This is a genomic window from Herbaspirillum sp. GW103 (assembly GCF_000261365.1).
In the GTDB taxonomy this organism is placed as follows: Bacteria; Pseudomonadota; Gammaproteobacteria; order Burkholderiales; family Burkholderiaceae_D; genus Herbaspirillum.
The window spans coordinates 1,660,463-1,672,487 of the sequence record NZ_AJVC01000003.1 but is presented as its reverse complement, the minus strand read 5'-3'; the positions used below and the strand labels follow the sequence as shown (position 1 = coordinate 1,672,487).

General features: G+C 61.9%; 9 protein-coding genes and 2 tRNA genes. 2 read left to right on the top strand and 9 right to left on the bottom strand.

The annotated features are described in order from the left end of the window. Positions 1–13: 13 nt before the first annotated feature. The gene (pbpC, locus tag GWL_RS10995; RefSeq protein ID WP_008329847.1) at positions 14–2,245 is read left to right on the top strand and encodes a penicillin-binding protein 1C; all 2,232 of its coding nucleotides are present in this window, start codon (positions 14–16) and stop codon (positions 2,243–2,245) included. A 303-nt stretch (positions 2,246–2,548) separates the two neighbouring features. On the opposite strand, the gene GWL_RS10990 is transcribed toward pbpC, so the two are convergent. The 8 genes from GWL_RS10990 to argH all read right to left on the bottom strand — a co-directional run bounded on the left by GWL_RS10990 (position 2,549) and on the right by argH (position 9,318). Next, positions 2,549–2,633, bottom strand: a tRNA-Leu gene (locus tag GWL_RS10990). A gap of 260 nt (positions 2,634–2,893) precedes the next feature. Further along, positions 2,894–2,978, bottom strand: a tRNA-Leu gene (locus tag GWL_RS10985). 123 nt (positions 2,979–3,101) lie between these two features. Then, positions 3,102–3,833: an ABC transporter ATP-binding protein gene (locus GWL_RS10980; RefSeq protein ID WP_008329845.1), complete on the bottom strand. Its 732-nt coding sequence runs from the start codon at positions 3,831–3,833 to the stop codon at positions 3,102–3,104. Then, a complete protein-coding gene (locus GWL_RS10975) occupies positions 3,830–4,591 on the bottom strand; it encodes an ABC transporter ATP-binding protein (protein WP_008329843.1) in 762 nt (253 codons plus the stop codon). The genes GWL_RS10980 and GWL_RS10975 overlap by 4 nt, the downstream gene beginning before the upstream one ends. Then, a complete protein-coding gene (locus tag GWL_RS10970) occupies positions 4,591–5,466 on the bottom strand; it encodes a branched-chain amino acid ABC transporter permease (RefSeq protein ID WP_008329842.1) in 876 nt (291 codons plus the stop codon). The genes GWL_RS10975 and GWL_RS10970 overlap by 1 nt, the downstream gene beginning before the upstream one ends. 1 nt (position 5,467) lies before the next feature. Beyond that, positions 5,468–6,349, bottom strand: coding sequence for a branched-chain amino acid ABC transporter permease (locus GWL_RS10965; protein ID WP_008329841.1), 882 nt, complete (start codon positions 6,347–6,349; stop codon positions 5,468–5,470). Positions 6,350–6,458: 109 nt separating this feature from the next. Continuing rightward, a complete protein-coding gene (locus GWL_RS10960; protein ID WP_008329840.1) occupies positions 6,459–7,616 on the bottom strand; it encodes an ABC transporter substrate-binding protein in 1,158 nt (385 codons plus the stop codon). Positions 7,617–7,923: 307 nt separating this feature from the next. Then, positions 7,924–9,318 (bottom strand): argininosuccinate lyase, encoded by a 1,395-nt coding sequence (gene argH / locus GWL_RS10955; protein ID WP_008329836.1) that lies wholly within the window; start codon positions 9,316–9,318, stop codon positions 7,924–7,926. A gap of 473 nt (positions 9,319–9,791) precedes the next feature. On the opposite strand from argH, the gene GWL_RS10950 reads away from it, so the two are divergent. Next, a complete protein-coding gene (locus GWL_RS10950; protein WP_008329834.1) occupies positions 9,792–10,616 on the top strand; it encodes an HDOD domain-containing protein in 825 nt (274 codons plus the stop codon). A 158-nt stretch (positions 10,617–10,774) separates the two neighbouring features. On the opposite strand, the gene GWL_RS10945 is transcribed toward GWL_RS10950, so the two are convergent. Continuing rightward, entirely contained in the window at positions 10,775–11,713 is a 939-nt protein-coding gene (locus GWL_RS10945) for a dienelactone hydrolase family protein (protein WP_008329829.1), read from the bottom strand. Between the last annotated feature and the right edge of the window lie 312 nt (positions 11,714–12,025).

Here is a 12,025-nt window from a genome sequence, read left to right as displayed (position 1 = left end):
AAGGGGCGCGCTGATGTTGGCCTTGCTGCTGCCGATAGCGGCGGCTGCGGTGCCTTCGTTCAACGAGGTGCAGCGCGATTTCCTGCCCTCCGAAGCCAGTCTGCTGGACCGTCATGGCGAGCTGTTGCAGCGCATGCGCATCAACATGGACGAGCGCAAGCTGGCCTGGGTCAAACTGGAAGACGTCTCGCCGGCCCTGCGCCATGCCTTGATTGCCTCGGAAGACCGACGCTTCTACCAGCACAGCGGTATCGACTGGAGTGCCGTGGCCGCCTCCGCCTGGGGAAATCTGTGGAACACCAGGACTCGCGGGGCCTCCACCATCACCATGCAGCTGGCGGGTTTGCTCTATGACGATCTGCACCGCAAGTCCGGCGCGCGTTCGTTCACGCAGAAGGTTTCGCAGGCATGGATTGCGCAGTCGCTGGAACGCAGCTGGCGCAAGGATCAGATCCTGGAGGCCTATCTCAATCTGGTCGCTTTCCGGGGGGAACTGGTGGGGGTGCACGCCTTGTCGCGGGTGATGTTCGGCAAGCATCCCAGCGGACTCGACCAGGGTGAGGCCGCCATTGCGGTCGCCTTGATCCGCGCGCCCAATGCGCCGCCGCGCCGCGTGGCCGAACGTGCCTGCGCCATCCTCAAGGAGGAGGGGGCAGCGCAGCAGTGCAGCGGCATGGACGGTCGCACCGAACTGGCCGTGGCGCGCGTGTCAGCCAGACGTGATTTGCCGGGCACCAGCGAAGCGCCGCAACTGGCACCGCATCTGGCGCGCAAGCTGCTGAACGCACCGGGCCAGCAATTGCGCTCCACACTCGATGCGCCCGTGCAGCGTTTTGCCACACAAGTCTTGCGTCATCAACTGGCCGGACTGGCCGACCGCAACATCGAGGACGGTGCCATTATCGTCATCGACAATGCCAGCGGCGAGGTGCTGGCCTGGGTTGGTTCCAGCGGCCCGCTGTCGGCGGCGGCCAATGTGGATGGTGTAGTCGCACAGCGGCAGGCGGGTTCGACCCTCAAGCCCTTCCTGTACGAACTGGCGATCGAAAAGAAATGGCTGACGGCCGCCTCCCTGCTGGACGACTCTCCCGTCAACCTTGCCACTTCGGCGGGGCTCTATATCCCCCAGAACTACGACAAGCAATACAAGGGATTGGTCAGCCTGCGTACCTCACTGGCTTCCTCCCTCAATATCCCCGCCGTGCGCACCTTGGTGATGGTGACGCCCGAACGCTTCTTCCGTCGCTTGCAGGCATTGGGTTTCAACCTGCGCGAGAGCGGCGATTACTATGGCTACAGCCTCGCGTTGGGCAGTGCCGATGTGACCCTGGCCAACCTGGCCAATGCCTATCGCGTGCTGGCCAATCAGGGGCGCTACACGCCATTGCGCACGCGACTCGATGAGGCCCGTACCACAGCGCGCACCATGCAGGTCATGGACCCAGATGCGGCTTACATCGTCGGCGATATTCTTTCGGACCGCAGTGCGCGCGCCCGTACCTTCGGTCTGGAGAATGCGCTATCCACGCGCATCTGGACGGCGGTCAAGACCGGCACCTCCAAGGACATGCGCGACAACTGGTGCGTGGGCTATTCCTCGCGTTATACCGTCGGGGTATGGGTCGGAAACGCTTCTGGTGCGCCGATGTGGGACGTGTCCGGTGTGACGGGGGCGGCACCGGTGTGGCAGGAAGTCATGCAGTATCTGCATGAGCGTGGACGCAACGGTGGCCGCGATGCAGGCAACGGACCGCCTGCCAAACCAATTGGCGTGCAGGCGCAGGTGATCCGTTATGAGCAGGAGGTGGAAGCGGCGCGCACGGAATATTTTCTGCCCGGCACGGCGCAGGCCGAGATCCGGCTGGCGCATGCGCGCGATATCCGTCCTGCCATCACCTATCCCACCACGGGCATGCTGGCGGCACTGGACCCGGATATTCCGCCTGCCCGTCAGCGCATCCGCTTCCGCGCCCAGGGTGCGCCTGCCGGTAGTCGCTGGATGCTGGACGGCAAGCTGATGCCGCAGGAGGTCATGCAGGCGGGCAGGGTGAAGGCACAGAAGGTGGTGGCGAGCACGTCTGCGCCTGCGCTGGAGGACTTGAGTTTCGACTGGATGCCCTGGCCGGGCAAGCATGTGCTGGTGTTGCAGGACAAGGCCGGCAAGGAACTGGATCGGGTGCGATTTGAGGTGCGGGGGGCGGTGGAGCGACCAGGTGGCAAGGTGGTGGGCAAGCGTGGGAATTGAGGATGTCGTTTCTTGATCGACTCTGAGTATTCTGCACGGCGCGCAAGAAATAATAAAAACGACACTTCGGATAACTTAGCCGTCATGACGTGCCCCCCGAAAAATACAAAAGGCCGACTGACTTGCGTCAATCGACCTTTTCCATTTTGCTGCGCACTGAGGCACTCGGTCACGTCCCGCGACCCCGTCCGGCCTTGCAAGGCCGGACTTTCTCGCCCCTCCCGCAAAGCGCGCAGGCGCTTTGCTCGTGGACCCCAAAATACAAAAGGCCGACTGACTTTCGTCAATCGACCTTTTCTATTTTGGTGCCCACGGAGGGACTCGAACCCCCACACCTCGCGGCACATGGACCTGAACCATGCGCGTCTACCAATTCCGCCACGTGGGCCTTCTGCCAATGCGTTCAAACTGCATTGCTTGAAAGAGGCTGCATTCTAAGGGCAAACTTTTAAGTTGTCACCTGTTTTTTTAAGTTTTTTATTCCTAAAAAACTAAGTAAAAAATGGCTGCTCAAGAATGAAGCGAGCTCCTGAAAACTAACAATTTGAAGAGGTAGTTTTCAAAGAAAAACCATCAAAAAGTAAAACTATTTTCCGATCCAAGAAACGCAAAAGGTCGGTTGATTTTCATCAACCGACCTTTTATGTCTGGTGCCCACGGAGGGACTCGAACCCCCACACCTCGCGGCACATGGACCTGAACCATGCGCGTCTACCAATTCCGCCACGTGGGCCTTCTGGCATCAGCGGTGACTTGCTGTGCTTGAAAGAGGCTGCATATTAAGGCCTATCAGCCCGATGGTCAACACCTAATTGAAAAATTTTTTATTATTTTTCGTCGGTGCCCGCCATCCCCATCAACCGCCCAGATAAGCCTCCACTACCTTGGGATTGCCCAGCAGATTCGCACCGCTATCCTCCAGCACGATCTTGCCCGTCTCCAGCACATAGCCCCGCTGCGCAATGCGCAGCGCCTGGCGCACGTTCTGTTCCACCAGCAGCACCGTCATGCCGGTCTTGTTGATCTCCTGCACGATGCGGAAGATTTCCTGGATGATCAGCGGGGCCAGCCCCATCGAGGGTTCATCCAGCAACAACACCTTGGGCTTGGCCATCAGCGCGCGGCCAATGGCCAGCATCTGCTGCTCGCCGCCCGAGAGATTGCCCGCCAGCCCGGCTGCACGGTTCTTCAGCACCGGGAAAAGGGAATACACCCACTCCAGATCCCGCGCTACGCCTTCCTTGTCCTTGCGGGTATAGGCGCCCAGGGCCAGGTTCTCTTCGACGCTCAACGTGGTCAGGGTGGCACGGCCTTCAGCGACCTGCACCACGCCGGATTCAACGATGCGGTGCGGTGACATCTGCAGCAAATCCTGCCCGTTGAGCAGCACACGGCCGCGCTGTGCCTTCACCAGGCCGGAGATGGCCAGCAGCGACGTGCTCTTGCCGGCACCATTGGCACCGACCAGCGCGGTGATTTCGCCTTCGTTCAGCGACAGGCTGATGCCCTTGACCGCTTCGATGTGGCCATAGGCCACGGCCAGGTCCTCGACCTGCAGGATGGGTTGCTTGTTACCACTGGCGCTCATGCTTCTTCCTTGCCGAGATAGGCCTCGATCACTTCCTGGTTGTTCTTGATCTGGTCTGGCGTGCCCTCGGCGATGATCTTGCCGAAGTTCAGCACCGCGATGCGCTCGCACAGGCCCATGACAAAACGCATGTCATGCTCGATCATGAAGATGGTGAAACCGCGCGCCTTGATGTTGACGATCTCGCTCATCAGCTCGGTCTTCTCGGCCGGGTTCATGCCGGCCACCGGCTCGTCCAGCAACAACAGCTTGGGCTTGGTCGCCAGGGCACGGGCGAACTCCAGCTTGCGCTGCTCGCCATAGGAGAGACTGTCGGCCAGCATGTGCGCCTTGTGATCCAGGCGCACCCAGGACAACAGTTCCAGCGCACGTTCACGGGCTTCACTTTCGGCCTTGCGGAAACCGCCAAGGTTCAACAGCATGCTGGTCACACCATAGTTCAGGTGTTCGTGCATGCCGACCACCACGTTTTCCAGCAGCGTCATTTCCTTGAACACGCGGATGTTCTGGAAGGTACGGGCAATGCCGCGCTCGGTGATCTTGTGCGGGGCGACGGCACCGATGTCGTCGTCATTGAAGCGGATGCTGCCGGAGGAGGCGCGCAAGAGGCCCGTGATCAGGTTGAAGACGGTGGTCTTGCCGGCACCGTTGGGGCCGATCAGGCCGAAGATCTCGCCTTCCTTGACGTTGAAGTTCACACCCTGCAGCACTTGCAGGCCACCGAAGTTCTTGCTGATGTCGTTCAGTTGTAGAAGCATTACTTCACCTTCTTCTCAGCGTTGCGGCCCAGGAAGGCGCGGATGCGGCGCGGGTCCCAGATGCCCTTGGGCAGGTACAGCACCACCAGGATCAGGATCAGGCCATTGATGGCCAGGCGGAAGTCCTTGAAATGACGCAGCACTTCCGGCAGCAGCGAGAGTATCGTCGAACCGATCATCGGGCCGATCAGGTTGCTGGTGCCACCGAAGACAGCCATGGTCAGGATGTCGACCGCGTTCTCGAAGCCATAGTTGTTGGGGCCGATGGTGAAGGTGAAGTGCGCGTTCAGGCCACCGGCCACGCCCGCGATGGCCGCCCCGATGACGAAGGCCAAGAGCTTGTAGCCGGCCACGTTCACGCCCATCAGACGTGCCGCGACTTCATCTTCCTTGATGGCTTCGAAGGCGCGGCCGGTCTTGGAGCGGCGCAGGCGCGCCAGGGCGTAGACGGTCACGCCCAGCAGCAGCACGATGTGCCACCACTCGGTCAGCGGCGGTACACCATTCAGGCCCATGGGCCCGCCGGTGATGTCCAGGTTCAGCACGATGACCCGTACCACTTCGCCAAAGCCCAGCGTCGCCATGGCCAGATACACGCCCGACAAGCGCAGCGTGGGAATGCCGATCACCAGCGCCACCAGCGCGGGCAACACGCCGCCAGCGGCCAGCGCAACAGGGAAGGGCATGTCGAACTGCATCGTCAACAGCGAGGCAGTGTAGGCACCAATTCCCATGAAGGCCGCATTGGCCAGCGAGAGCAGGCCGCAGGAGAGCGTGACGTAGATCGAGAGCGCCAGCATGGCATTGACGCCGACGCTGAAAATGACCGTGTTGTAGGTGGCCCAGAAGCCATCCCACCAATCCATGAAGCCCATCTTATGCCTTCCTTTCCAGCACTTTGCCAAACATGCCGGAGGGTTTTACCAGCAGGATCAGGAACAGGAGGCCGAACGCCACCGCGTCGCGGAAGTCGCTGGAGATATAGGCCACCGTCAACACCTCGGCAAAGCCGAGGAACAGGCCGCCGATCATGGCGCCACGGATATCGCCCATGCCGCCCAGGATGATGACGGCGATGCCCTTGTGCAGCATCGGCTGTCCCATGAAGGGCGAGATTGCATTGAAGGACACGCCCACCAATACGCCGGCCGCACCCCCCAGGGCCGCAGCGGCAAAGGAGGTCAGCAGGAACAGGCCCTCGACGTTGATGCCCAGCAGGTAAGCCGCCTTGGGTGACTCGGCGATGGCGCGCAGGGCCCGGCCCAGCTGGGTCTTGCGCATCACGCCCAGCAGCACCACCATCAGCACGAAGGCAATCACGATGATGGCCACCTGGACCGCAGTGATGTGCAGGTTGCCCAGGTTCACGCTGTCTTCAGGGATGGTGCCCTGGGGGAAACGCTTGTTCTCGGCACCGAAGATGCCCTGCGAAATGTTGGTGATCATGATGGCCACGCCGATGGTGGCGATCATCGGGATCAGGTGCGGTGCATTGCGGCGGCGCAAGGGCTTGAGGACCAGCACGTCGATGATGAGGCCGAGCAGACCGGTGGCCACCATGGCCAGCAGCAGTGCCACCCACAGGGGCAGCGCCATCTGCTCCACCAGCAGCAGGGCGGCATAGCTGCCCAGCATGAAGATGGCGCCGTGCGAAAGATTGATCACGCCCAACACGCCAAAGACCAGCGTGAAACCGAGCGCGAAGAGCGCATACACGCTGCCCAGCGAGAGGGCATTGATGAGCTGTTGTTCTAACATGGGAACCTGCAATGGGTGATGAGATGCCAAGCGCCGCGCGGCGCGCGATCACTTGCAAACGGTCGCCGCCGGTGCTCCGGCAGCGACCGTTGTTACGGCCTCGGGCTGCTTACTTCAGCAGGACGAACTTGCCGCCCTTGGCGATGTTGACGATGGCTTCCTGGTCCGCATCGAAGCCGACCTGCTTGCCCGCTACCGCCGGTGCTGCGCGGAAGGCGAACTTGCCGGTGGCGCCCTCGATCTTCACGGCCGGCAGCGCGGCGCGCACGGCGTCACGGTCCTTGGCCAGGTTGCCGGAGAGCTTCACGCCCTTGATCGCATCGGCCATGATGTACATGGCGTCATAGGCTTGCGCGGCGAACTGGTCCGGGTCCGAACCGAACTTGGCCTTGTAGGCTGCCATGAAGGCCTTGTTGGCCGGGGTCTGGTTTTCGGCCGACCAGGGGCTGCCCATCAGGGTGTTGTCGCCGGCATCCTTGGCGATCTCGAACAGCTTGGGCGAGTTCAGGCCATTGCCGCCGATGAAGGGCTGCTTCATGCCCAGCGCGCGCGTTTGCAGGATGATGTTGGCGGCTTCCTCAGCCAGGCAGGAGCAGACGATGGCGTCCGGGTTGCCGGCCTTGATCTTGGTCAGCTGGGCCTTGAAATCGACGTCGCCCTTGGCATAGGCCTCGGTGGTGGTGACGGGGATCTTCTGCTGTTCCAGGGTGGCCTTGAAGACGTCGTAGCCGGACTTGGTGAAGGCGTCGTCGTTACCGTAGATCACGGCGACCTTCTTGATGCCGAAGTGCTTCACGGCCGCTTTGACGGTGACGGGCAGCACGTCGGCTTCCATCACGGAGTTGCGGAAGGTGAAGGGGCCCATGGCGGTGATGCCGTCAGCGGTGTTGCTGGTACCGAAGACCACGACCTTGGCCGCGTTGGCGATGGGGTCGGCGGCAAATGCCGAGTTCGACAGGGTGGGGCCGAAGACGGCCAGCACCTTGTCCTGGAAGATCAGCTTCTTGAAGACGTTGATGGCTTCTTCCTTCTTGCCTTGTTCGTCTTCGATCACCAGGGCCAGCTTGTTGCCGTTGACGCCGCCCTTGGCATTGATCTCTTCGGAAGCCAGGGTGAAGCCATTCTTGATGGCCACGCCATACTTGGCGGCCGGGCCGGTCAGGGCTTCAGCGACGCCCAGCTTGATGTCGGCAGCCAGCGCGGCATGTGACAGGGTGGCACCGATCAGCAGGGCCGGAATGGTCTTGAGCATGGTATTGAATTGCATCGAGTTCTCTCCTCAGTTAGATATTGTAGAAATCGTCCGCATCACGGCGCGCTCGACAGGGTCGCGCGACGTCACAGGGTGATTCCTTCATCGAGGATGATGCAAAAGGCGCCCGGGATGGCCGGGACTTGTGCTCCATCCTCTGAAGACCGTTGTGCGGTCTCTTTCGATACAGCCGCCACAGCATACCCGAAAAGGCAGGCTGCGCCAGCAATTACAACCCGCTGCAACGCGCCCGGGTAGGGCGCGCCACGGCGGCATGCGAACAACGTCCGGCCTGCGGACGAAGGGTGGTGCCAGGTCTTGCTTAGTTCAGTTCCTTGCGCAGTTGCGCAATGGCTGCACGCACCTGGTTGGGTGCGGTGCCGCCGATATGGTCACGTGCAGCCACCGAGCCTTCCAGGGTCAACACGGCGAATACGTCTTCACCGATCAGGTCGGAGAAGGCGCGCAGGTCATCCAGCGACAGGTCGGCCAGGTCGCAACCCTTGTCCACGCAGGTACGCACGGCGTGGGCGACGGCTTCGTGGGCGTCGCGGAAGGGCAGGCCCTTCTTGACCAGGTAGTCGGCCAGGTCGGTGGCGGTGGCGTAGCCTTGCAGGGCCGCCGCGCGCATGGCTTCCGGCTTGACGCTGATGCCGCGGGCCATGTCGGCGAAGATGCGCAGGGTATCGGTGAGCGTGTCGACGGTATCGAACAGCGGCTCCTTGTCTTCCTGGTTGTCCTTGTTGTAGGCCAGGGGCTGGCCCTTCATCAGGGTCAGCAGGGCGATCAGATGACCATTGACGCGACCGGTCTTGCCGCGCGCCAGTTCGGGGACGTCCGGGTTCTTCTTCTGCGGCATGATGGACGAGCCGGTACAGAAGCGATCGGCGATGTCGATGAAGCCCACGCGCGGGCTCATCCAGATCACCAGCTCTTCGGACATGCGCGAGATGTGCGTCATCACCAGTGCAGCGGCGGCGCAGAATTCGATGGCGAAGTCACGGTCCGAGACGGCGTCCAGCGAGTTGCGGCACACGTCGTCGAAGCCCAGGGTCCTGGCCACGCGCAGGCGGTCGATCGGGAAGGTGGTACCGGCCAGGGCGGCTGCGCCCAGCGGCAGGCGGTTGATGCGCTTGCGGGCATCGATCATGCGCTCGGCATCGCGGCCGAACATCTCGACATAGGCCAGCACGTGGTGGCCGAAGGTGATCGGCTGCGCCACCTGCATGTGGGTGAAGCCCGGCAGGATGGTGTCGGCGTGCTGTTCGGCCAGGTCCAGCAGGGCGCCGCGCAGATCGCGCAGCAGGCCAATGATGTCGTCGACGGCACCGCGCATGTAGAGGCGGATGTCGGTGGCCACCTGGTCGTTGCGCGAACGGCCGGTGTGCAGGCGCTTGCCGGCGTCGCCGACCAGCTCGGTCAGACGCTTCTCGATGTTCAGGTGGACGTCTTCCAGGTCCAGCAACCATTCGAACTGGCCGGACTCGATCTCACCCTTGATCTGGGCCATGCCACGCTGGATCTCGGCGTAATCGGCCGCGCTGATGATGCCCTGGTGGGCCAGCATCTCGGCATGCGCCAGCGAGCCCTGGATGTCGACCTGGGCCATGCGGTTGTCGAAGAACACCGATGCGGTATAGCGCTTGACGAGATCGGAGACGGGTTCAGAAAAGCGAGCCGACCAGGCTTCGCCCTTTTTAGCAAATTGGTCTGTCATATAGGGAATTCCGGAGAATGGGCGATTATAGCAAGCACAACTGCGCCAAGCCACGGCAATGCAGCCGGAAATGCTGCGGGATGCGGATTTTTCGCATTGGCGCGCGCTGCTGTGGGCAGTTTTTTCAGGGGTTCCCGGCCGCTGGTGAAATGCAGCGCACGGCCACACTAAATCACTCGAAGTTGCCATGTGGCATCATTTTTGCTTGTTGTATTTGTGCAAGCTCTCCTGCACCGCAAAAAAGCCTTGTGTTGATGACAAGGGCTGACGCTATACTCAAGGCGCGATGACTGAACCGGGGGAAGTTCTGCAGGTTTCCGGTGAAGAAAAGGGGCTGCCAGCCGAGGCGCAGCCGGGATGATGCGATTGCCGTCGATGTTGCCGGGCGTCGTCCGACCGGGCATGCCACGGGGGTGGTCCTGACAAGCGAAGAGCGAGCAAGATGTCTGGGGGTCGTCTTACAGGAGAGAAGCATGAATTTGGAAGCACTGTTTCAGCAGCAAACTGCCTTGCCGAGCATTCCGAAGGTGGTGCAGGAAGTCATCGAAAGTTTCAACAACGACGCGGTCTCGATCGAGGAGATCGCCAGGAAGCTGGCCGCCGACCAGGTCCTCAGTGCCAAGATCTTGCGTCTGGCGAATTCGTCCTATTACCACGTCTCGCGCACCATCGGCACCGTCGATGATGCGGTGCTGATGCTGGGGTTCATGACCGTGCGCACCCTGGTGGTCAGTACCGGCATGGCCGGCAGCTTCAAGAAGCTGCCGGGCGTGGACCTCAAGCTGTTCTGGCGCTACAGCCTCGATACCGCCCTGGTCGCCAAGTGGCTGGCCAAAGAGGTCAAGCTCAATTCCGATTTCGCCTTCACGGTGGGCCTGATGCACGCCATCGGCCAGCTGGTCATGCACGCGGCCATGCCCGAGCAGGCCTTGCAGGTGGACAAGGTGGCCGGTCCCCTGGATGCCCGTCGCCTCGATGTGGAGCGCAAGTCCTTCGGCTACGACTTTGCCGATGTGGGAGCCGAGCTGGCGCGCCGCTGGCGTTTCCCGGATGAGTTCGCGCAGGTCATCAAGGCCTTCCCGCAGCCGCTGGAAGGTCAGTTCGATGCGTACGCCGCCATCGTCCACCTGGCCACCTGGCGCGCCCGCGCCGAGGAAAACAAATACTCGGCCGATGAACTGGAATCGACCTTCCCGGGCGAGGTGGCCGCCAGGCTGGGCCTGACCCTAGGCACCTTCACCGAGGACATGCCGCCGCTGGCCGAACTGGGCGAGGGCATGCAGGACCTGATCGCCTGACCGCAAGGCAAGCCGGAGAGCGCCGATGGACGGTGGTTTCCGGCCGATGTGAAGAAACAGGTCGAGCAAAGCGACAATGCCGGCTCCCGCAAGGGGCCGGCATTGTCGTTGGTGAAGCCATTGACCGAAATCCGCGAGGCGCCGCGGCGGTCTTTGTCTCAGTAATTGAGCTTGGCGTCCAGGAAGTTGAGCATGGAGCGATAGGCCTGGGCGCGCGCATCCGGGTTGCCTCCGCTGGTGACACCTTCGCCGCGCTTGCCGACGCCGGCCACGTCCATGCGCACATGCACCGGCAGACCGGGGGCGTCGAAGTCGTGATAGGTGTCCGGATAGAGACGCAGGGCGATCTCGGTATCGCTGCCCTGCATCTTCTGTTCGATGGCTTCACAGGCCTGGGGCGGGGTCCAGTCATCGTTTTCGCCCATCAGGATCAGTAGCGGTGCGGCCGGCTTGAAGGGTTCGCTGGTTTTGGCGTAGGGGCGGCAATCCGGATAGAAGGCCACCGCCGCGCGCGGCTGGATCTTGCGGATGGCCACATCGGTTTCGGCCAGGTTCAGTGAGGCCAGCACGGTCGAGGCGCCATGCGACCAGCCCAGCAGGGCGATGCGCTTGACGTCCACGTCCGGCTGCGCGGTCACCCAGTGCAGGGCCGCTTCGACGTCGAAGCGGCGGTTCATGGCGCTGACCTCGCGCTGGGCCACCGAGTCCTGGCAGGTCGAACGACGACCGCGCGGGGTGAAGCTGTCCGGGAACAGGACGTTGTAGCCGGCATCGGTCAGAACCCGTGCCATGGCCAGGTGGCGCGGCGTGAATTCGCCGCGACCATCCTTGATGATGCTGTACAGCCCGCCGCAGCCATGCAGCGCGATCACGGTCGGATACGGTCCCTTGCTGTTGAGCGTCCTGCGTGCCTTGATCCACACCCCATAGAGCGCGGTGGCCTTGCCCCCCTTGTTGTCCACGCTGGTGAGCGATACGCGGCGCGCTTCCAGTGGTGGCGGCGGCGCCGAATAGGCGGCCGCCTGCGCCCAGGTGCCGATCACGGCCAGCGATGCTGCAATGCAGAACGCAGCCAGTGGTTTTCCCCAATGTCGCATGATGTCTGATTCCCTGTTTCGATGCCTGATCGTCGCCCGGCAACCATTCCCACCTCGGAAGAACATGGTCGCTGAAGCAATATGCTTCATGGATTGCAACGATTATGTGTATTTGAATTCTTCAGCTTACATTTTACAAAAGTGAAGCGCTGAGCGGCAGGATGGATTCAGTTTTGCGGTGCAAAAAAACTGATCCACCACAAAAGCGTGGGCGCATTTGTGCGCCGCCCGCAACAGCTTGTCGCTTCGTCAAATGTCATCACAGCCATCTGTTATCGGCATGCAAACGCTGAACTTGAGACGGGGCGTCTC

Bases quoted from the DNA above. Each gene is read 5' to 3' on its own strand.
- GWL_RS10950 (WP_008329834.1), top strand. From the start codon at position 9,792: ATGAATTTGGAAGCACTGTTTCAGCAGCAAACTGCCTTGCCGAGCATT.
- GWL_RS10945 (WP_008329829.1), bottom strand. From the start codon at position 11,713: ATGCGACATTGGGGAAAACCACTGGCTGCGTTCTGCATTGCAGCATCG.
- GWL_RS10975 (WP_008329843.1), bottom strand. From the start codon at position 4,591: ATGCTTCTACAACTGAACGACATCAGCAAGAACTTCGGTGGCCTGCAA.
- GWL_RS10980 (WP_008329845.1), bottom strand. From the start codon at position 3,833: ATGAGCGCCAGTGGTAACAAGCAACCCATCCTGCAGGTCGAGGACCTG.
- GWL_RS10970 (WP_008329842.1), bottom strand. From the start codon at position 5,466: ATGGGCTTCATGGATTGGTGGGATGGCTTCTGGGCCACCTACAACACG.
- GWL_RS10965 (WP_008329841.1), bottom strand. From the start codon at position 6,349: ATGTTAGAACAACAGCTCATCAATGCCCTCTCGCTGGGCAGCGTGTAT.
- GWL_RS10960 (WP_008329840.1), bottom strand. From the start codon at position 7,616: ATGCAATTCAATACCATGCTCAAGACCATTCCGGCCCTGCTGATCGGT.
- argH (WP_008329836.1), bottom strand. From the start codon at position 9,318: ATGACAGACCAATTTGCTAAAAAGGGCGAAGCCTGGTCGGCTCGCTTT.
- pbpC (WP_008329847.1), top strand. From the start codon at position 14: ATGTTGGCCTTGCTGCTGCCGATAGCGGCGGCTGCGGTGCCTTCGTTC.